We start from the raw sequence: 24,362 nt of genomic DNA on the forward strand, positions 1-24,362 counted from the left end.
ACTACAAAATTGACTAGTCAAGATCTTAATGACTTTAAGATTAAATTGCATGCCAAGTATATTGAAATGTTAGAAGCTAATAATAATTTCTTTAAATTTAAAGAAGCTGAAAAGCAAGGCAAAATTTCAAAGGAAGAATTAGTTGAATATAAAAACAAATCAATAAAAGCAAAGAAAGCTTTTAAAGCAATTTGCCAAGATAAGTCTTTTTCAGAAAATTTAAAGAACATTACAAAAATTTATAACTCAACAACAAGAAAAAATAGTTCTGTTATTTTAGAACAAGCTAAAGAAGAATTAATTGAAGCTAAAAACTTAAAAAGAGAAGCCAGAGATTCTGTTAAAGATCATGGTAGAGGTGCTCAATTAACTAAACTTGATAAGGTTGCAATTAAAGTGGAAAACTTAAAATTTAAATATGCTCCTGATTTTCCTTATGCTTTAAATGACGTTAGTTTTGAAATTAATGATGGTGAATATGTTGCTGTTATTGGACACAATGGAAGTGGTAAGTCAACTCTTTCAAAAATGCTTATAGGTGTGCTTTCTGCTCAAGAAGGACACGTAAGTATATATGGTAATGTAGTTACTCAAGATAATTTAGATCAAGCACGTAAATTTTTAGGTATTGTTTTCCAAAACCCTGATAATCAATTTATAGGTTCTAGTGTAGAAGCTGATATTGCATTTGGATTAGAAAATAAACGTGTTAATCCAAAAGAAATGCAAAAAATAATTTATGATTCAGCTAAAAAAGTTGGAATGGAAAATTTCTTAGATAAAGAACCATTAAACTTATCTGGTGGTCAAAAACAACGTGTGGCTATTGCTAGTGCGCTTGCTCTAAATCCAGATATATTAATTTTTGATGAAGCAACAAGTATGCTTGATCCAAAAGGAAATAGAGAAATTAAAGAAATAATGGTTGAACTTAGAGATAAAATGAAAAAAACAATTATTTCTATTACTCACGACATGGATGAAATTCTTAACGCAGATAAAGTTATAGTTATGAATGGTGGTCGTATGGTTAAAATTGGTAAACCAGAAGAAGTTCTTAAAGAAAAAGAATTTTTAAGATCAATTAAATTAGAAATACCATTTTTATCTTTAGTTGAAGAAGCCTTAGGCAATGAAGGAATTAAAGTAAAACATAGTCAAAATATGGATGAGTTGGTGAAACAGTTATGCAAATAAATAAAAAAGAAATCAAACAAAATCTAAAAAAATGAAATGAAGAAAAAAAATCTATTAAATCATTTTCATTTACTGGTGATATTATTTTAGATAATGTAAGCTATACATATTCAAAAAAGACTCCTTTTGAATTTAGAGCACTTGATAATGCAGATTTAACAATCTCTGATAAAAAGATAACTTGTGTTATTGGTACAACTGGTTCTGGGAAATCAACAATGATTCAATTAACTAATGGATTATTAATTTCTGAAACAGGTCAAACAATTGTTGGAGATTATAAAATCCCAGCAGGGCTTAAAAAAATTAAGGAAGTTAAAGATTTAAGAAGAGAAGTTGGACTTGTATTTCAATTTCCAGAATATCAATTATTCCAAGATACAATTGAAAAAGATATAGCTTTTGGTCCTATTCATTTAGGTGCTGACAAAGAAGAAGTTTATAAAAAAATACCTGAACTATTAGATTTAGTTTCTTTACCAAGAGAATATGCTAAAAGATCACCTTTTGAATTATCAGGTGGACAAAAAAGAAGAACTGCTATTGCCGGAATTATTGCAATGGATGGTAAAACATTAGTTCTTGATGAACCAACAGGTGGATTAGACCCAAAAGGTGAAGAAGACTTCATGAACTTATTTTTAAGATTAAATAAAAATCAAGGAAAAAGAATTATTATGGTTACTCATAATATGGATCAAGTTTTAAAAGTTGCTGACGAAGTAATAGTTATGCATGAAGGAAAAGTTATTTCAAAAGGGTCACCATTTGAAATATTCTCTAACCAAGAATTATTATCAAAAATACAAATTGAACCACCAAAATTATACAAACTTATGTATAAACTAAAAGAAAAAGGAACAGATTTATTAAATAAAAATATTAGAACAATTGATGAATTTGCAAAAGCATTTAAAGAAGTAAGAAAGGGGAAATAATATGAGAGTAACATTCGGTAGATATTTACCAAAAAATTCTATTATTCATGCAATGGATCCTAGATTTAAATTAGTAATGATCATTTTATTGATGGTAAGTATTTTCTTACCTATTGGTTTTACAGGTTACATTATATGTGCAGTTGTTATACTTACAATTTTTGCACTGTCTAAACTAAGCTTTAGAATGTTACTTGGATTATTACCACCTGTATTATTTGTCTTCTTTGTAATATTTTTAATGAATGCTTTTCTAACACACCCAGATTCAAGTATTTTAGAATATTTTTTAGCTAAGAATAATCAAGTTAGTGGAGTATGAGCAAACAAAATTTCTGGTGGAGCTGTTACTGGACAATTTTTAGTTAGTTCAAGCAATTTATCATCAATGCCTGATGGATATCAAAATATAGGTTTATTTTATAAAATAGGACCTGTTTGATTCAGTGAGAAAGCTTTATATAATGCATTAATAATGACATTTAGAATTTATTTAATGATTTCATTAACTTGTATACTTACAGCATCCACTTCACCATTACAATTAACATTGGCAATAGAAGATTTATTATACCCATTAAAATGAATTGGAATACCAGTTTACATTTTATCAATGATTATTTCTATTGCATTACGTATGATACCTACTTTAATTGATGAAGCAGGAAGAATTATGAAAGCTCAATCTTCAAGAGGAATTGATGTTAAGAATGGTAAATTAAAAGATAAAGTTAAGGGTTTAACATCATTGATTATTCCGTTATTAGTATCAGCGTTCCAAAAAGCAGAAGACTTATCTTATGCAATGGAAGCAAGAGGATATGATCCTTATTCAAAAAGAACAAGATACATACAATTTAAATTTAGAGCAATGGATTTAGTTCTATTATTATTTGCTTTTGCATTAATGTTATTTTTAATTCTGTATTCAGTTAATGTTTTAGGATTATGACACATTAGTTTCCCAAGACTTGACACAATTATTGGAATTAGAAATTAAAATATAATAATGTTTAAATTTTTAATAACTTTAGAATATGATGGTTCAGATTTTCATGGATGAATAGAACAGCCAAAAACTTCTACAATTCAAGGAGAACTTAATAAAGCTATTAATAGGGTAACTAAAAATGCAGTTTTTAAAACAATAGGAGCTAGTAAAACTGATACAGGAGTACATGCGATTGACCAAAAAGTTTTATTAGATTTAGGTTTTAATCCAAAACTTGATTTATTTAAAAAAGCAATAAATAAGGCTTTACCTGAAACTATTAAAGTTCGTTCAATAGAAGAAGTTAAACAAGACTTCAATATAAGAGATGTTTTGTATAAAGAATATTCTTATACTATAAATGATAAGGAATATAATATACTATCAAATAGGTTTGAACTTAATTGAGATTTTGAAGAAATAGATATTGATAAGCTACAAAATATATTTAATTTATTTATTGGTGAACATGAATTTAAATTATTTTCTGGATTAAATCATAAAGAGTTAGACAGTAACAAAATTACAACAATTAGAGAAATTGAATCTATTGATGTAAAAAGAGCACTTGATAAAGTTGTTATAACTTTTAAAGCCAAGGGATTTATTAGATATCAAATAAGAATGATTGTGCAGTCAGCCCTTAATTGTTATTTAAATAAAAAAATAAGTGCAGATGAAATAAAAGAAAAACTACAAGGGAAGGGTAACAAACCGCCTTTCAATGCTCCTGCAAAGGGACTTAAATTAAACAAAATAGTTTTTAAATCATAAAATAGTGTATTATTATGTTAAGGGTGTTGTTAAAACAATATCACATAAGTAATGCACTGATAAAATAATCGTATGTTTTTGAATAAGCTTAGGCAAAGAAGGAAAACGATTTATTTATGAGTTCATCACAACCGCACCCTCTAAAAAAGACACAATTGTGTCTTTTTTTTCATTAATTTGATAAAATTATATAAATACATTTTAATTCTAAAGGGAAGGTATTAATTATGCATTTTAAAAAAATTTATTTGATGTTAAAAAACTCATTTAAAAATGCGACTAAAAGTAAAACACAATTAATAGGTGTTACTGTTTTAGCTTTTTTACTGTCTTTAGTTTTAACATTAGTTGTTTCAATGAACGTTCGTGTTATTGAAAAATATAAAGAAATGAATGAAAATTCAAGAGTTCATGATGCTGTTATTGATTTAAACCCTTATGATAAAGTAGCAACTGGGGAAAGTGAAGAAACTGAAGAAGCACCAAAGAACCTTGTTGCAGCTCAACAATACTGAATATATAAATTACAAGAGAAATATTTTGAAGAATCAAGTGACTTACAATTTGAGTGATCTAGAACAGAAGCTAGAGAATTTTCTCAAGTAAAACAAAATGGTAATGACTTAACAATTAAAGCAATTACTAAAACTTCTCAAGAAAATAATTTTAGTAACCAAGAAGTAGATAAATTAGTTATTTTTGAAGGTGAAGACATACAAACTCATCACCAAGTTGTAATTGATCCAAACTATGCAAAAAATAATGGTATTAAATTAGGCGATGTTATTAGAATACAAGCTGATAACTTAGGAAATTCTTTATTAGTTAGAGATTCTGACAATAAACAAGTAGCTAGTGATATAAAAGAAATTGAAGCTACAGGAACTGAAATTGATGCAATTGATGGTAAATATAATATTTACTATTCAAACTATCAGTGATTTCAAGTTGTAGGATTTGGTAGTTCAGCTGATTTTATGTCGCCAATCTTTAATGCGTCAACTACATTACCAAGCCGTAACAAAGAAGTAATGATTTATGTTAACCCAACAGCATTTGGATTAAAGTACAATCAAGAATCAAATTTATATGAATATAACCTAAACCAAAATGGTAATTTAACAGTTTCTTCAAATGTAGAAATTGAATCGTTTTATTCAATTAAATTTAAAGACGCTAAAAAAGCTAAAAGTACAGGTTTAGAACAATTTGAAAGTGACTTGAAAGAATTAATTAGAAGAAATTCAAATAATAAAATAGTTTATGGAAAAGAAGATTCAAGCTACAGATTTAGTAAAAGAATTCTTTTAATTCAAAAAACTATTCGAACTTATAATATAGCAGCCTTTGTAATATTTATTTTAATTTTATTTGTATGTTTATATACAATATCACTTGTTACAAAAAAACAAATTGAAAAAGCCTCAAAACAATTAGGTACATTAAAAGCATTAGGATATAGAAAACGTATACTTGTTTATAATTTTGTTATGTTACCTGTAATTGCCTCAACAATTGGTGGATTATTGGGATATATTGTTTCAATAAGCGTTTCAAATACTCTAACTAATGAATTTGCCAGTTATTTCTCACTTAATTATTCAAAATTTGATTTTGATTGAATTACATTAGTATTAATGATTGGAGTTATGTGATTTATTTTATCAGCGATATCATTTGTCATAGCTACAATGTTAATGCGTAAATCATCATTAAGCTTAATTACTGCAACTTTTAATCAAAAAGCTAGTGCATTTAAAGCTAAATTAAGAAGTATTCATTTTAGAAAATCATTTGGTTCAAAATTAAGAAAAGCTTTATTAGTAGATGCTTTTGGAAAAATGATGGCAATTGGTTTTGTAGTATTACTTTCATCAATGTTATTTACAGTTTCGTTTGCTGCTCCAGATATTTTAAAAAGAAATGAAAAAGCAACTTATACTGGTGTTAAATATAAACAAATAGTTGAATATGCTCAGCCAAGTTATAATAACCCCCTAACCTTCGCTAAAACATTTAACCCTTCAACTAAACAAGATGAAATGGTTTACTCAAAAACAGCTGGTGGATGAACAAGTTTAGCTTTAAGAGACAATGGTGATTTTGATTATGATCAAATCATGACTGATTACTTTAATAATGAAATAAGTGAGAAATACTATTCAATTTTTATTCAAAACTTATTTACTGCATCAAGTGATGATGAATATGCAATTCCAAACCTTATTGAATTATCATTAGCAAATATGAAACTTTTAAATTTAGAAGGTTCAATATTTGATAGTAACTACTTCAGACAATTATCTAAATATGGTGTGCCTGCCGCAAGTAATTCAGATATATTAGGAAAAATGATTTCCCCTATCATTTTAAAACAATGATTTGATTACCAAAATTTATTTAGTGAAATTAATTCAGCAAAAACAATGTATGAAGCAGGAGCTGCGATGCAAACTTTCTATGCTAAATATTCTGAATCAATTGGTTTATCTATAAGCAATGATTTTAGAAGTGATTATGGTACTAAAAAAATAAGCGATGAAGAATGAATTAAAATGAGTGAACATTCTAAAATAAATGTATTTAATTCATCAAATGGTAACTTAGCAAATATGTATCTATTAAATAATGAGGATATGTTAAAAACATTATTAAAAGCTGAAACAGGTAAAATTGAATATGAAAATCAAACAAATCAAAACAATAAATTTAAATTAACTAATTCAAATTACACAGGAATAGGTTCATTTAGAATTGCATCAGAACACAATACTGAAGAATCAACTAATGATTATTATTTAGGTCTAAACTTCGATAAAATGGCTGAAGAAAATGATAAAGATAAAGCAATAGAAGCTATCACAGATATGTGAGAATGATTTACATTCTTATTCAATAATCGTGTTGATCAAGCAATTATTCAATCAGCTTTCTCAAGACCTCCGTATTCTGTTAAACAAACATTGATTAATGCATTTAAATCAAATGATAAAAATTACTCAATGGCTTTCAACTTAGTTTCATATGATCCTAGTCAAGAAGCTTTAGGAACAAAAATCCAAGCTGAAAAAGATGGTAAAAACTTTAAAATTTATGGAATCGATAATGATGATAGATTTTTAGATTTAAGAGATTCTAACAATAATAATTTAATGGAAGAATTATTTAATTTTAAAGAAACAAATGGAATCGTTATTAATGAAACACTAGCTAAAACTTTAAATCTTAAAGAAGGTCAAGAAGTAGATTTCAATGTTATTCAAAACGAATTACAAGATGCATCAAAAGGTGAAATAGTTCCTTATAAATTAAATGATTGAGATACAAGCAGTTTATGAAACGGAACTGATGGATTTAAACAAAATTCAAGAACAAACAATTTAGGTTCAAATATATTAGTAACAAGACCTGATTTAGACGATAAAAATGCAATTAACTTTATGACAAGCATTTCTAAACCAACTGAATATTACAATTCTGTATTAAACGGTGACACAATCATTGCTGATAAAACAACAAATACAAAATTTAAAATTGTTGGAATTCATGAAGGATATGGATCAGCTCAAGCATGAATAAAAAATGATGATGCAAAATCTATTCTTAAATATGATGAAGTTGAAAACTACTTGTGAAAAAATTTCTTTGCAAAACAATGAAATACACAGTTTGGATATTCAACACTTGATCAATTCAACAATAAAATAATTATTGAAGATAAAGATCAAGAAGAGTTAAAAATTTACAATAAAATTAAAGGTTTAGATTTAACAAAGAATGGTCTAGATGATTTAGATTTATTTAAAAACAAATTTATTGAACATCCACAAAATAATGATGAAAAAGCGTTAGGTGAATTGATTCTTAAAATATTTGAAAATCAATATCCAGTTTTCAATTATAAGTATTCTAACAAAACTGATGTTGCTGATTACAATACAGTTATGAGTGTTTCAACAGCATTTGGAGACTATTCTCCAACAGCGCTAAATGGAATGGAAGCTAAATTCAGTGCTACTCACGCAGCATTTGATGGTAGTGGTATTGGAACTGTAGAATGAATATTACCTATTGATTTATCAAAAGATATGTTAGAAGAAATATCACAATTGATTTTATTATTAATTGCAATAGCCATTGTCTTAATACTATCGTTAACATTTGTAATTATTTTACTAACAACATCAATTATTATTACTGACAACATAAGGTTTATTTCAACAATGAGGGTCTTAGGATATCATGATGCTTATGTTGTTAAAACAGTAATGGGAATGTATCTAATTGTTATATCAACAATGTTTGCTGTGGGATTTGCAGCAGGATGATTCATTTTTGCAAAAGCTGTAAACATTATGTTATTAAGCGGAGTTGTTTTACCAATAGCATTCCCTATATGATTACCAATTGTAGTTTTCTTAGGAATTGTTGGTATTTATGCAATAGCAATTTTCGCAGGTTACAAACGAATAACAAAAACTAACTCTGTGCAAATTTTACAAAATGCAGACCTCTAATTAGAAAGGGTATTTAAATTATGAAAAAAATATTATTAAGTTTAAGTGCTCTAACTATTGGAGCAACTCCGGCTGTATCATTATTGAATGTTGGTCAAAAACAAGTAATAACTCAAGTAACTTCAGAAATTCAAAAGAAAATCGATGAGACTTCTGTTTTATTTAAAGCACCAATTATAACTAATGCTCAAAAACAAAATTCAGATGTCACAACAAATTGATTAAATGATCAAAAAGTAAGTGACATTAGCAATATTAATAGTGCTTTAAGTTATGCAAATTTTAACGCTGAGAAATATGATATGAAATCAGTTGAAAAAACTTTAAATAAAATTTATAAAGACAAAGATTATAAATATAAAAATGAAGATGCAACATCAGAACTTATATTTGGCGCAGCTGATAAAGGTGTAAGCTTATTAGAAAATTCAATTGATGATGATGGATTAAAGGCTGAAGGCGTTAACGAATTATTGAATTGAATTTCATATGTTTCTTTTGGAACAGGTTTAGTGGGTGCGGTTAATGCTAAAAGTATAGATAAAAGTATTTTAAATTTAAATAAAAATATTGAATGAATAGCAGCTTTTAAAAATACTCCTATACCAACATTAAGTAAATTAAATAATGAATATGATGTCTATACATTCCAAGATTTGCAAGACTTTATAATAATAAGTATAGGAAACTTGCTTTCTGAAGCTAGCGGATTTGAAGGAGATAGTTTTGCTCAATCTACAGGATGAGGGGGTAGAACAAAATGAAATAACATAGTCAAAAAAGAACTTGATTTAGATACTATGAAAAAAGTTGCAATACCACAAAAAAATAAAAATAGCTCAAATGTTCCAAAAGGTCAAACAAGCTGAGATACAACAACAAATGGAAACAATAGAGAATTTTCAATATATGATGAAAGAAGCATTGTACAACAAGAAACTGATTTTATTCAATCAATAGTAAAACACATAATTAACAGTGGCAACGGATTAAAAATAGAAATGAATTCAAAGAATCTTCAATCAATTGTTAATATTGTTTATTCTATTTCTTGATATATTAGTTCATATGATAAATATTCTGTTTATGTTATGCCAAGTGATGATAATTACTTATTTTCAGAAACAAAATCAAATATGACAATTTTTAATGAACAAAGAACAAAAACTATTGAGAAAACAGATTTATCAAATAGTTTAAGTGGAATTTTGAGTTTATTCAAAAGTGTATTTATAAGTAAAGATAGAATGACATCTAATAGAGGTTTAAAAATTTTATTCCAAAATGGTGATAAAACAACAAATAATTGAGGATCTGAGTTATCTATATTTTTAAGTTTTATAGGTGGAACATGAACAAGAAATAATTTTAATAATGGTTTAAATGCTTTATTAATTGGAGCAATGGCTGGTGTAACTAATTCTAAATTACTTGATAATGTTAAAAGTATTGATACTATTTTAACTTTAGTTGGTCTTAACAGAAATTCATTAGGTTATGTTATTGGAAATATTTTAAATGCAACATTAGCCAATACTAATAGTACAAATGTTTTCTATGGATTAGCAACAAGTACATTAGTGACAATAGTTGGTGGTATAATACCAGACGTTGGTAAATATTTAGATGAAATTAAAAAAATGGCCAATGACAATGCCTTTGATCATACAATGACAAAATTAGTTTCAACAAAATTAAATGTACTAATGGATTATTTAGGTAATGTTATGGATGTATTTTCACCACCAGCTGAAACTGATCCACCTAGAGAACCTTCAACGCTTCCTAATAAATCAATTTTAGAATTTATGAATATGGGAGTAATGGGAATAACTGTTGGAAATGTGATATGAAGTGGTTTAAACTTTATTAATACTTCTTTATCTGAAATAATGAAACCATTAGGTCTTCTAGGAGCTCTATTAAGTGATGACGTATCAAGAAATTATAATTTCTATGTAAAAGATAAAGAAAATAAAGACTCTCTTACAACTTTAGAACTAGAACAATTACTTGGATATAAACCTGAAGATGTATTTGAGGGAAACACTAAAACATCAGATCTAGCAATTGTTTGATCTATGATGCGCTTTGTTAATACTGAACAAGGAAAAAATAAAGTTGTAGGTGTTTCTTTAAAAAATTCAAATGGTACTTCTGAAGAAATAATTTATGGTCATAAAGCATGAAAAATGCTTCTTGGTCTAAACTATGATGAAATGAATTATTATGATAATTCATTGTTATATTGAGCAAATGAATTATTAACAAATGGATTAACATCTAAAATAATTCAATGACCTGTAAAAATGACTAGAAAGTATATTGATTACAATTTGAGCGATATAACTTTTAATAGAAATAAAAAAATGAATTACTGATCAAATAAAGATTTATTCTCAACACAATTTGTAAGTTATCAAGAAGATTCTAAACAAGAAGTTTTAAATTACAAGATAATGTATAAAGTTAAGAAAGATGTTTATTACACATATAATGTGTCAGTTTATAAAGAGAATACAAATTCAAAATATAAAATAAATTCATTTAACAGAATATAAAAAATGCGAGTTATTAATTCGCATTTTTATTTTTTATAAAAGGCTTCAATTTGGTATTTAACATTTATTTCTTCTTGATCACTACTTGGAAGTAATAGTTTAACAACGTATGTATTATTAACTATTCCATTTTTATAATTAATTTCATATGTTACGTGACTATCTTTTTTACTATCTCTGAAGTTTTCATAGCTAATCAATTTGGTTTTATAATGAATGTAATTTAAATCTTCTAAGTAAGATTGATTTTGTTTGTTATCAAAAATATCTGCTATAGTTTTTAAAATGTCATTTATTCCTGACATTATTCCAGTAATCAAATTACCAGTTTCATCGTTTCATAATGTCCCAATAGAATAAAGTATTGTTCCTGGTCTAAATTGATTATAGTCAATTACACCATTATCAAGTTCTACTCCAAGACCCATTATTCATTTAAGACCATCTTTATTTGTAAAAGTTCTTGTAGTTTTTAAACCAAACTTATTACCACCTGGTATTGTAATACTGATACCTGTATTATCTCTACTAGAAAGTGCTGTAGCTAATGCTAAGATGTAAGTATATTCCTTACCTTCTTCATTTTTAAAAATTAATTCTGGTGATATTTTGATTTCACCTAAAGTTTGAAGAGTGCTATTACTATTTACAATTTTAAATTCAGGATCTAAGAAAAGAGAAGTATCATTGAAAGCATCTGCAATGTTAACTATTTTCGGAGCAACACCTTTACCTAATAATGCAATTAAATAACTTGTCCCTTTTGCACCTAGTCTTAATAAATCGCTAAGTTTTAAAGTTTTTGTTAATTGAATATCTATTATTTGTTTTAATGAAATTTTTGGTAATTGAACAGGTAAACTATTTTCTAATCCGAAAATTTCCATTAATTTTCTTATGTCTGTATTAATTAAGTACCCTAAAAATTTATTTGTAAAAGGAGCTTCAGAATTTAACAAACTATCAATTATTGGTTTAACTTTAGTATTAACAGATGTTTGAATAGATGTTATTTGTTCTGCTAAAGGTTTATTTTTTATGAATGATCATTCTAACAAGTTTTTTAATGAGTCATCTATTTGTTTTATAAATGTTTCAAAGAAATGATCCATATCAATACCTGTTAAAATAGAACTAATTAAACCTGAAACTACTCCACCTATTTGTTCAGAACCCATCCCAATAGAATTTAAGAAATCCATTATTCCACCATCAGGATCAAAAGAAGCAGTATATCCTTTCACTAAACCATCTAGTGAAGAACTTAAAAATGTATTTAATGCTCCATTTTCTGTTTTACCATTTGAACCTCATTCACCAATTTTAAAATCTAATGTTTTACTTCCAAATTTAATTATTTTAGTATTGAAATCAAGTTTTTGATTTTTAACAGTTATATCATCATCAACTTGGAAAAGTATTTTAAAAGTTCTAAGTAGTTTAAAAGATTCTTTATCTTTTTCACCAGAAAATAAATCATAGATAAATTGCATTAAACCATCTACATTAGTTGAGTTAATAATTTCTTTGTCAATTTTTGAAGAGTTTACTTGATGAATTACTTCTAAGTTAGTTTTATCAGTAGAAAATATGTGATTATCATCCAGCATTTCATCAGAATGTAAATTGTATTCATCAGCTGTAAAATTTTGAATATATCAGTTTATTCCAAATAAGGCATTCATAAGTAGAGCTAAGCTTTGACTTGTAAAATTAATTTCAGGTTTCTCAGCATCCTTACTGTTCATTTTTTTAATTATTAATTTTCAAACACTAGAATTATGTGCATAATATTTTTCATTTATATTATCTTTATTTTCACTAATGACAAAAGGTTTTTCTATTTCAACGCTAAACAAGTTAGCAACAAAAGAAGTCAATTCATTTGAGAAATAAATTTTTAAGTCTAAATTAGTTTCAACACCTAATTTAATTAATTCATTGTAATTAGTAACTTTAACGTCTTTCATTATTTGTAAACTACTTGAAATTTTAGGCATAACTTTTTGAATTGAAGAAATATTATCAGCTTTTAATGAATCTAATAATAAAGGCAATGCAGTATTTCATAAAGTTGGATCGAAATTCACACCAATTAATTTATAAATCTCATTGTAAGCTTTTTGGATAGTGCTTATTAATTCACTAGCACCATTTCCAGTAGCTGGTCTATCGAACTCTTCTTTGCTATATACTTCATTTTTCATATATTCACTTGATTGTTTTGTATCTAAGAAAGTGTCAAATATTTTAGCCATAGATGTTGTATCTTTTGAATTACTTGTTAAATCCCCAACTTTTAACTTAGAAATATATTTATCAACTGATTGACCATTGTAATCTTCGGAATTGGCTAAAATAGCACCTTTAAAATAATTAGACGTTGAAGAAATTACTTCTGCTAATTTATTATCTATACTTTTTTGAATTGTATCTATATATTTACAAGATACTACCGCCATTGCTGGTGTTGTTGCTAATGAAGCTGCACCAATCAAAGAAATTAATTTTTTCATTCCTACCATAATAAAATAATTTTACACTTTTTGAAGCTTTTTTACACTAAACATAGATGATTAATATAAAATATATAATATGTGAAAACACTTATAGTTGGGGAAAAAGGTATGAAAATAACATGACTTTTATTTAAGCAAGGAATAAGAAGTATGTTCAAATTTAAGATTCAATTCATTGTGGTTGTACTGCTTTCTTTTTTTGCGTCTTTTTATTTGGCTTCAACAACAAGCTTAAATTCTAGAATGAATAAGTCATATGATGACATTGTAAGAAATTATGAAAAATTTGATTATTCATATTCTACTAAAGCTAGTGAATCAAATTTATCAACATCAAATAAAACATTATTACCAATCCTGGACTTGATGCCTACTTCAACAAATTATTTTGTTCAAGCTAATAAATCAATTCATGATTCTTTTAATGTTGTTTTAAATAACCACGGAATTAAAACAGAAGGTTATGAAGAAAATTTAATAACAAAAACATTTTTTGATCAAAACACTGGTAAACCAACACAAGCTATGCAAAATGTTTGAAACGGTATTCCATGATATAATTCTTGAAAATTTTTCTCTCTTCTAAAATCTGATCCTAATAAAGGTGAGTTTTTATACTACCCACAAAGTTTTAAAACAAACTTTGGTTCTAATTTAGAAAATTTTGGTGGTGGTGACTACTTTAATGCATACGCTTCAATGACCTATTTAATAGTTAAAGAAATTTCAGATACTCTTTATAATGAATTATTACTTGATGAACCTAATGAATCATTTGTTCAATCTTTAATTTATAAATATTGAAAAGCAAATGATTTAAAGGTAGAAAAAGATTTTAAAAAAATTGATGCTCCAATTGATCTTAATCAAACAAATAATTTTGATTGAATTTCAGAATATAAAAAACAAGTATCTAGTTTAGGAGAATTCCAACTTTATATTTATAATGCTCTAGAATCAATAGGTTATTTTATAACATATCAAATTAACCAATTTTTAAGTAATTCTTATGCAAGAACTGCTAAATCAATTAATTTTGATTGAAATATTGCTGGAAGCGATGAAGAAAAATCAAAACTTTATGTAACAAAATTTAATGAAATGGCAGAACAAACACAAGAAATGAAAATATTCATGGAATTACATACATCTTCTGGTACTAGCGAAATTACTGGTAAAGATGGTGAAACTGTTGAATCAATTTCAAATTATAATAATGAACTAACTTTTGAATATATTTTTGGAACAAACTTGGTTGATCAAACTTTAAATCCTAAGTTTACTGTTAAATATGGTAACGCAGAAAATACTTATCAAATAAAAGGTATGGATAATCAAATAATCGGGAGTAATTTAGACGCCAAAAAAGATGGGTTAAGAGGTTTAGCTAACCCCACAACAATTAAAAAAGATGAAGAATACAATGAATATTCTATTTCTACAATGAATTTACTAAATCCTTGAGAAAAAAATGATTTAAGTCAAAAATGAGAAAATCAAAATACAGGTAAAAAATATGACTATGAGTATGATGCATCAAAATACGCAACAATGTATGATTGATCAAATATTTATTCAAATAATATTTTTCATCAAAAAATGGCTGCTGAAATAAATGATTTGGACTTGTATTTAAGAGAAGAAGCATTTATGTATGACAGAAATACAAAAACTAATTTTAGATTTGTTGTAACAGACAATAATTACGATTATAACTTCAAAGTTACCGCTGGTTTACCGGTTATGCATTCAAGTGAAATTGTAATTTCACAGCAATATGCATTTAAAAATGGCTATTCTGTTGGAGACAAAATAAAAATAGGAAACTCAAACTTTATTATTTCTGGTTTTGGTAGTGATGCACTTACATACTATCCACTTGTTGATCCTGAAGTACCTTTAAGTGACGTTGCAAACTCAGTTATTGTTTATGCACCAAAATATGTAATTAACGAAATAATGAAGAATGGTAATGAAAAAGACGTAACATTTACAACTTATTATTTCATTAGAGATAATTTAAAAGATAAAGAAACAATTGGCAAAAGAATGTCTAATTTTGATTCATCTCTTTTATCAAATAAATCAAAATTATCTGAAAGTTTTATAGACTCAAAGAATGAAAATTTAAGTTTTGGAGATAAAAAATCAGCAAATGAAATTAAATTATTTGAAAAAACATATTTTAACTTAAATTGAACACTACAACCCAAAATGTTAGAAATTGTGACAATTATTTCAATTGTTACTTCTGTTCTTGTATTAATCATGTCATTTGTTTCAATTGTTTTTGGAATTAAAAAAACAATTGATCATAACTCAAGCCAAATTGGTTTCTTAAAAGCTAAAGGTGTAGATTCATACAGATTGTCATTATCATATATTGGTTATTCAATAATTTTATTATTTATAATAGTTCCGTTAGCATGATTGGCAGCAGGATTCTTTCAAGAAATAATTACGAAACTTTTTGCTACGTATTTTTCAACAACATTATATGAATTTGTGTTTGATTATAAAATTTTACTAATTCTATTAGTTGTTTTTGGAATTGGGTCATTAATATTGAGTTATTTCATTGCGTTCTTACTAGTTTCAAAAGATGTTATGCAAATTATCAATAAAGAAAGCCAACAAAGAAAAGTTAGAAATTGATTGCCAAGAAAATTAAATGTTATTAATATAATCGATTTCAAATTTAGATTCCCACTTAAAATATCATTAAGAGGTTCTAAACAAATAGCTATGATAAGTTTTACAGCTTTAATTACAACATTTGTTATAACTTTCTCAGTGCTTACTCCTTCTATGCTTAACGTGTATATAAGAGATGCTGGAAAATACTATCAATATAATAATCAATATGTGATGCAAGATCAGTTAACTGGATTACCAACAGCTAAAGCTTCATTAACAGCGTCAAGAGGTTTACCTACAACAGAAGAACTTTATCAAGAACCAAAAACTCTTTTAGGAACTTCAACAAGAGACCAAATATCTGATATTTACTTTGATAACAATAAGTATTACACAGATTCAAGTTGAGATAGTAGTATATTCCCTCCTATTTTATTAGGTGAAGGATGAACAAATGGACAATGAACAAAAGATGAGTTAAATTGAACTGAAAAATGAATATTTGATGAAAATTCTTCAACAAGAGATGACACATCAAAGTTACTAAAAATGGCAATGCCTGTAATTGGTCAATTAGGTAACTTAAACGGGATAACAATTTCAGCAGGAGAATTTGAAAAAATATCAAGTTATATCTGAAATGCTGAAATAAATCCAAATACAGGAAAATCATATTTTGACGGTCAACAAATAAACCCGAATACATTACAAAATATTTGAGAAATGAAGAAGAACTCTGCAAAAGGAAGTATTGAATTTATTCAAATGGCTTTACAAGTAGCTATGCAATCTCTAGCAAATTCAGAAGATAATGGCCTACCTACTATTGAAAGACCAACAGACACAACTTGAAAAGAAGATTTAATTTTATTAGCGCTAGCATTTTTACCAAATGTAGGACAACAATACTTAAAAGATTCACCTAATAGAGCTTCTCAATTTGGTATTTCTATTAATGCAGAAAATTATACTCCTGGAATTGAAACATTATCTACAGATGTATATACACAAATGAATAATAATTTTGTAAATGTAAATGGATTGAAAGATAACCAAACTGTTTATAATTTAGACTCAATTGATGATGATAAAGTGTTTATTAAAGATCAAGAAACAATTGATAAATTAAATGTATTATTTAATGACAAAGAAAATTATACAGGTGGAGATATTTATCTAAATGATGATTTCAAAATATATGATTCAAATACAAAAGTATTGAATATACCTGTTGTAACTAATCTAAAAAGTTATAAACAACAAAACTTAAATAAATCAGTTCCAATTCAAGGAATGAGTTACAAAACTCTTTCAATTGGAGGAAAAGAAGTTCCTAAAAATGCTTGAATATATGACAATAGAGAAATAACAAATAATAAAAACTTATTTAGTAGTGATTTAAATATGAAAAATGAAGAAGATTGAATTAATCCTTCAAAAATAGATCCAAATAAACTAACATATACTAAACAATTTAGATATGATGACAATGGAAATATAACATCACTAAATGACCAATCAAAATGATTTATTAATAGTATTGTTAATGATCAATATAATATTGATGGTCTTGATTTTGAAATAAGACCATACTATCACTACAATAACTTAAAATTATTTGTGCCTAGAAACTTAACTGATATAGATTCTCTTTTAAATGGAAAAAACGCTAACACAAGTAAAACATCAAAAAATAGTTCTAGTGATTGAAGATCTAATATTGATATATGACATGGTTCTGTGTTAAGTGTTGATGTTCCAGAAGAAGTAAAAAAAGCTTGAGGTTCTGAATATGCAAATCAAACTGAATGAGAATGAATTTCACCATTTAGTTTAAATTACAGTAGAAAAATTACTGATCCTAACAGAAAAGGTTGAATTCAAAATATTGATACTGATTTACAACAAATTTACACTTGAGCAAGTGACAAAATTGTCGCTAGTGGATCAAGTTCAGATGCAGTTGTTACTGTTTCAAACAAACTTCCATCATTTTTAAGTGATGTTAGAATGCAATCTGTTGATACTATTCAAACATACAACGGAAATATTGTTATTGCTGATCAAGATATTCTAAATTTATTAACAAATAAATCTACAGAGAAATACTTGCCAGTAGATTATGATTTTTATGGTGCTCCAATTAAACAAATACCAAATGGGCAAATCACAAGTGGTGATCATACAATAACAGTTAATTCAATGAGAAATCCAATAGAACAATTAAACATGATGAGAGAAAATAAAACTTTCTTCATGAAAGATGATTTAATGAATAAATATGAAATCACTGACCAAGAAGCGTATAGAAAAGTTCTACAGAATAGAGATTTCAACTCAAAATTCTCTTCATTTGATGAAGCTTATGGAATAACTGGTGGGGTTAAAGGGATTATGGTTGATTCTCCAGGTGTATTTGCTCTTCAAGGAAGCACAGATAGAATTGAAGAAACTTTAGGTATGACTTACAATAAAATTGATTTAGTAAGTACTCAATTGGGTATGATAATAAGCATTAGTGAATCTATCTTACTTGTTGCATTGTTCTTAATTACAGGAATTATAATAATTTCAGTGTTAATAATAACAATTATTTCTGATGTCTACATTATGAAATATCACCGATTCATGGTAACGATGAAAGCGTTAGGATATTCAAATAAAGAAACAATTATAAACACTATACTTATACCAGCTGTTATATCAACAATATTTGTATTGATTGGTTATCTTGTTGGTAAATGATTGTTAGGTTCAATGATGATTCAAGCTCAAAAATTCGGAATATTTATTCCATTGATAACTAATTGATGAGCAACACCATTAATCTTATTAGGTATTATAATTATGTTTGTACTAGCCTTTACTTTCTCTTTAAGAAAACCAATTAAAGATGAGTTAAAAACATTAACTTAATTAATAAAAAATTTTAAAACAGACTTTGTTCTGTTTTTTTTGTTGTTTAACTCTTGAAACCATAAAACAAAAACATATAAAAAAGTTTATAATTATATAGATATAAAGGAGCATCATGACTAAAGAACAAGCAAGCAAATTAATTAATGATTTACGATTAAAACTTAATGAATGAGCAAAAGAATATTATGTTTTAGATAACCCTAGTGTTGATGATGCTGAATATGACAAAACCATTCATCAACTTCTTGATCTTGAAAATCAATTCCCTGAATTAATAACATCTGATTCTATAACTCAAAAAGTTGGCGGAATTGTAAGTGATAAATTTGAAAAGCACACACATAAATATCCAATGTTAAGTCTTGGTGACATTTTTTCTTGAGATGAGTTCATTAACTTTAATAAACAAGTTGCAAAAGTTACAGGCACAGAAAACAATGAATATACTGCAGAACTAAAAATTGATGGATTATCAATATCTTTAATTTATAAAGATGGTGTATTACAAAAAGGTGTGACTCGTGGTGATGGTAAAGTCGGTGAGAATGTTACAACAAATGTAAAAACAATTAAATCAATACCATTATCAATACCTTCAAAAGATGAAATTGAAATTAGAGGAGAAGTTTTTTTAGGTAAAAAAGAATTTGCAAAAATTAATGAAGAAAGATTATTGAATGGAGACCAACTTTTTGCCAATCCAAGAAATGCAGCAGCTGGAACTTTAAGACAATTAGATTCTAAAATAGTTGCTGAAAGAAATCTTGATGCTTATCTTTACTATTATTTCAACGAAAATAACCCAATTAATACACAGTTTGATTCTATTAATCAAATAAAGAATTTAGGTTTAAAAATTAATAAGGAAACTAAAATTTGTAAGACATTAGAAGAAGTAAAATTATACATTGAATATTACACTGAAAAAAGAAACGAATTAGATTATGAAATAGATGGTATAGTATTTAAACTAAACGATAAAAAATTACAAGAAGAAGTTGGATACACAGCAAAAACACCAAAATGAGCAATTGCTTATAAATTTCCAGCTGAAGTTAAACAAACTAAATTATTAGACATATTTCCCACTGTTGGAAGAACTGGCAAAATTACATACAACGCTAAGCTAGAACCTGTGCAAATTGCTGGAACAACAGTTTCTGCAGCATCATTAAACAATGCTGAGTATATAATGGCAAAAGACCTTAGAATAAACTCAATTGTTAAAGTAAAAAAAGCAGGAGATATTATTCCTGAAGTTATTAGTGCTATTAAAGATGAAAAATTTGATTTATTACCAATTTGAGAAAAAGATGTTCAATGTCCTGCTTGTAATGAACTTTTAGAGAAAACTTCAACAGAGGTTGATCAATTTTGTGTTAACTTTAACTGTCCAGCACAAATATTAAGAAGTTTAGAACATTTTGCAAGTAGAGGTGCTGCAAATATAGTTGGTCTTGGTGGTCAAACAATTAAAAAATTATTTGAAGAAAAATTAATAACAAATATTGCAGATATTTTTAAAGTTGAAGAACATAAAGAAAATATAATTAATTTTGAAAAATTTGGAGAAAAAAGTTTTGAAAACTTAATTGCTTCAATTAAAGAATCTAAAAATAATTCATTTGAAAAAACTTTATTTGGTTTAGGTATTAGACACGTTGGTTCTAAGACTGCTCTAACTTTAGCTCAAATATATAAAAATATTGATAATCTAAAAAATGCAACGTATGAAGAATTAAGTTCAATAGACTCAGTTGGAGAAGTGTTGGCTATGTCAATTGTAGATTGATTTAAAATTGAGTCTAATTTACAATTAATTAATGAATTAAAATCATTTGATGTTAATTTTGAATATTTGGGTCAAGCTAAAAATACCGAATCAACAATTAGTGAAAAATCTTTTGTAATAACAGGTACACTATCTGAATCTAGAGATTATTTTAAAGATATAATTGAATTAAACAATGGTAAAGTTATAGGTTCTGTTTCAAAAAAAACTGATTATGTTTTAGCAGGGGAAAATGCTGGAAGTAAATTAACAAAAGCTGAAGAATTAAACGTTAAAGTTATTAATGAAGAAGAGTTCTTTGCAATTCTAAAAGGAGAATAAAATGAAAGATAAAAAGTATTATCAAGAGTTAGCTCAAGATTCAATGTTAAGATTTTCAGATGCGGAAATTGAAGAGATTGTAGCTAAACAAGAAGATTTAAAAAAAGAATTTGAAAAAGTATTAAAAATCGATACAAGAAATGTTAAACCACTATTTTATCCTTATGATGACATTCATTCATATTTAAGAGAAGATGAAGAAACAACAACTATAGATCAAACAATAATATTGTCAAATGCACCAACTTCAGAGGGTGATTTTGTCACAATCAAAAAGGTGGTTAAATAATGAATTACAAAAATTTATCAATTTTAGAATTACATAATAAAATTATTAATAAAGAAATAACTATTTTAGAATTAACTAATGCAGTAATATCTGAAGCTAATAAAGTTAAATCGTCTAATGCTATAAACAAAATGAATGAAGAAAATGCTATTGCTTTTTCTAAAGAAATGGAAAAAGTTTTAAACACAAATTCTTTATTGTATGGAATCCCTTATTTTGCAAAAGATAACTTTGCAACAAAAGGACTTGAAACAACTTCTTCATCTAATATTTTAAAAGGATATATTCCACCATTTAATGCAACTTCTATTTCAAAATTAGAAGATAAAGGAGCTGTTTTGATTGGTAAAGCTGCTCTTGATGAATTAGGAATGGGTGGGGTTGGACTTTATTCATGTAATGGAATAATAACAAATCCTGCAGATAGCAATAGAATTGTTGGTGGAAGTAGTAGTGGTAGTGCTTATTTAGTAGCAAAAGGTATCGTTCCATTTGCAACAGGTAGTGATACTGGGGATTCAATCAGAAAGCCGGCTTCTTTTAATAACATAGTTGGTTTTAAACCATCATATGGAGCAATTAGTAGATATGGTTTATTACCTTATTCTCCAAGTTTAGATACTGTTGGTTTCTTTACTAGAAATGTAGAAGATATGGCAATAGTTTGTGATGCTACTTTTGGTTATGATGTTAAAGATGCAACAAGTCATGAAAATAAATCTATAGATATGTTAAATAATATTTCTAATATTAATAAATCAGTTAAATTTGGATATATTAAAAAAGTTATTGATGATTTAAATGAAAAAGTAAAAAATTCATATTACCAGTTATTTGAAACTTTAAAATCAAAAGGGTATGAAGTAGTTGAGGTTCAGTTTAACCAAGAATTACTAGATTCATTATCAGCTATTTATAAAATGATTTCATTTAGTGAATCTGTTTCAACTAATGCAAACTTAGATGGTATTAAATTTGGACAAAGAGCAGCTGGTTCTGATTATGTTGAAATAATCACTAATTCAAGAACTGAAGGTTTTGGTAATGAAGTTAAACAAAGATTCCTTGTTGGAGCATTAAATTTAAACAAAGAAAATCAAACAATTTATTTAAACAAAGCTAAACAAGTAAGAAGATTAATTGTAGAAGAATTAAATAGAGTATTTAGTAAAACTGATATTTTAATTATTCCCCCAACTGATAATGTAGCTCCATTAATTGAGGAAAGAAAAATTAATGTAAGTCCTGAAAAAGAATACTTAAGTGATATATTAACTTTAGCAAACTTCAATGGTTCACCATCAATCACAATTCCTTTTGTAAAAGAAGGAAAACTTGGTATAGGAATTAATATAAATGCAAAACCAAAAGAAGATCTATTATGTTTACAAGCAGCTAAATTACTTGAAGATATAATTGGTATTAAAAACGAAATAGTGGAGGATTAAGATGAGAAATTTTGAAATAGTTATCGGTATTGAAAATCATGTTGAATTAAAAACTAAATCTAAGATGTTTTCATCTGCTCCAGTAAGTTATGGAGAAACTCCAAATACAAATGTTAATGAAACTGATATGGCTTACCCTGGAAGTTTACCTACAATTAACAAAAAGGGAATTGAATTAGCAATTAGAACTTGTAATGCTTTAAATATGGAAATAGATACTTTAGTTAAATTTGATCGTAAGAATTATTTTTACCCTGATTTAACAAAAGGATACCAAATCACACAACAATATAATCCAATTGGTAAAAACGGAAAGTTAAATATTAATGTTAATGGTCTAACAAAAGAAGTTGATATTGAAAGACTTCACATGGAAGAAGACACAGCAAAACAAATTCATAAAGATGACTTAACATATATTGACTATAATAGAGCTGGAACAGGTTTAGTTGAAATTGTTACAAGACCAGTTTTAAGAAGTGCTGATGAAGCTTGTGCTTATGTAGAGAAATTAAGAGAAGTTTTACTATTTTTAAAAGTAAGTGATGTAAAAATGAATGAAGGTAGTTTAAGAACTGATGTTAACATTTCTATTAGACCTTTTGGAACTCAAGAATTTTCTAATAAAGTAGAAGTTAAAAACCTAAATTCAATTTCAAATATTAAAAAAGCAATTGAATTCGAAGTTGAACGTCAAACAAAATTAATGTTAAATAATGAAATTATTATTCAAGAAACTCGTAGATTTGATGACACAACAAATTCAACAGTTTCAATGCGTAGCAAATCTGATGCTTTAGATTATAAATATTTTAGAGAACCAAATATTATGCCAATTCAATTAAAAAAAGAATGAGTTGAAGATTGTATTAAGAATTCACCTGAGTTAGCTGATATTAAAAGAATTAAATATGTTAATGATTATAAAATATCAATTAATGATGCAAACATCATTTTAACTAGTATTGAAATGACTGAATTTTTTGAAGAAACTATTAAATTTACAAACAACTATACAAAAGTTGCAAATATTTTAATTAGTGACATTCAAGCGCAATTAAATAATGAAAATACAACAATTGATAAATTAGCATTATTGCCATCTCATTTGGCTGAAATGATTAATTTAGTTGATCAATCAGTTATATCATCAAAACATACAAAAACAATTTTGCCAATCATTATGAAAGACTCATCAAAATCAGTTATAGAAATAGTTGAAGAGTTAAACATAAAAATGATTAGTGATGAAAATGAAATAGCTAATTTAGTTAATCCAATTATTGAAAGCAATTTAGAATTGCTTGAACAATATTCTGAAAGACCAGAAAGAGTTACAAAAACAATAATGGGTCAATTAATGAAAGTAACTGGTGGTAATGTAAATCCAGAAGCTGGTATGAATATCATTATTAAATTAGTTGAAAATAAAATAAAGTAAAAAAAATGAAGCGAGCGC

At 26.6% G+C, this 24,362-nt stretch carries 12 protein-coding genes; 11 read left to right on the forward strand and 1 reads right to left on the reverse strand.

The genetic code is table 4. The annotated features are described in order from the left end of the window. The first annotated feature begins 366 nt into the window (after positions 1–366). From MFL_RS00770 to MFL_RS00795, 6 genes are all read left to right on the forward strand, one after another. Complete coding sequence (locus MFL_RS00770; protein WP_407635197.1) at positions 367–1,197, forward strand: energy-coupling factor transporter ATPase; 831 nt, start codon at positions 367–369, stop codon at positions 1,195–1,197. Continuing rightward, positions 1,188–2,135 (forward strand): energy-coupling factor transporter ATPase, encoded by a 948-nt coding sequence (locus tag MFL_RS00775; protein ID WP_011183050.1) that lies wholly within the window; start codon positions 1,188–1,190, stop codon positions 2,133–2,135. Before MFL_RS00770 ends, MFL_RS00775 begins: the two co-directional genes overlap by 10 nt. A 1-nt stretch (position 2,136) precedes the next feature. After that, the gene (locus tag MFL_RS00780) at positions 2,137–3,135 is read left to right on the forward strand and encodes an energy-coupling factor transporter transmembrane component T family protein (protein ID WP_011183051.1); all 999 of its coding nucleotides are present in this window, start codon (positions 2,137–2,139) and stop codon (positions 3,133–3,135) included. A 9-nt stretch (positions 3,136–3,144) separates the two neighbouring features. Further along, complete coding sequence (gene truA, locus MFL_RS00785; RefSeq protein ID WP_011183052.1) at positions 3,145–3,900, forward strand: tRNA pseudouridine(38-40) synthase TruA; 756 nt, start codon at positions 3,145–3,147, stop codon at positions 3,898–3,900. A gap of 227 nt (positions 3,901–4,127) precedes the next feature. Then, positions 4,128–8,417, forward strand: coding sequence for an ABC transporter permease (locus MFL_RS00790; RefSeq protein ID WP_011183053.1), 4,290 nt, complete (start codon positions 4,128–4,130; stop codon positions 8,415–8,417). Between the two features lie 20 nt (positions 8,418–8,437). Next, positions 8,438–10,978, forward strand: coding sequence for a hypothetical protein (locus tag MFL_RS00795; RefSeq protein WP_011183054.1), 2,541 nt, complete (start codon positions 8,438–8,440; stop codon positions 10,976–10,978). Between the two features lie 26 nt (positions 10,979–11,004). Here the strand turns inward: MFL_RS00795 and MFL_RS00800 are convergent, their stop codons facing one another. Continuing rightward, positions 11,005–13,494, reverse strand: coding sequence for a lipoprotein (locus MFL_RS00800; RefSeq protein WP_011183055.1), 2,490 nt, complete (start codon positions 13,492–13,494; stop codon positions 11,005–11,007). Positions 13,495–13,605: 111 nt separating this feature from the next. On the opposite strand from MFL_RS00800, the gene MFL_RS00805 reads away from it, so the two are divergent. The 5 genes from MFL_RS00805 to gatB all read left to right on the forward strand — a co-directional run bounded on the left by MFL_RS00805 (position 13,606) and on the right by gatB (position 24,344). Next, positions 13,606–19,050 (forward strand): ABC transporter permease, encoded by a 5,445-nt coding sequence (locus MFL_RS00805; protein WP_011183056.1) that lies wholly within the window; start codon positions 13,606–13,608, stop codon positions 19,048–19,050. Positions 19,051–19,165: 115 nt separating this feature from the next. Beyond that, on the forward strand, positions 19,166–21,166 hold the full coding sequence (gene ligA / locus MFL_RS00810; protein ID WP_011183057.1) for an NAD-dependent DNA ligase LigA: 2,001 nt from the start codon (positions 19,166–19,168) through the stop codon (positions 21,164–21,166). A gap of 1 nt (position 21,167) precedes the next feature. Then, entirely contained in the window at positions 21,168–21,455 is a 288-nt protein-coding gene (locus MFL_RS00815) for an Asp-tRNA(Asn)/Glu-tRNA(Gln) amidotransferase subunit GatC (RefSeq protein WP_011183058.1), read from the forward strand. Beyond that, entirely contained in the window at positions 21,455–22,903 is a 1,449-nt protein-coding gene (locus MFL_RS00820; RefSeq protein ID WP_011183059.1) for an amidase family protein, read from the forward strand. Before MFL_RS00815 ends, MFL_RS00820 begins: the two co-directional genes overlap by 1 nt. Before the next feature lies 1 nt (position 22,904). Beyond that, entirely contained in the window at positions 22,905–24,344 is a 1,440-nt protein-coding gene (gene gatB / locus MFL_RS00825) for an Asp-tRNA(Asn)/Glu-tRNA(Gln) amidotransferase subunit GatB (RefSeq protein ID WP_011183060.1), read from the forward strand. Positions 24,345–24,362: the final 18 nt, after the last annotated feature.

Source organism: Mesoplasma florum L1 (assembly GCF_000008305.1).
Lineage (GTDB): Bacteria > Bacillota_I > Bacilli_A > Mycoplasmatales > Mycoplasmataceae > Mesoplasma > Mesoplasma florum.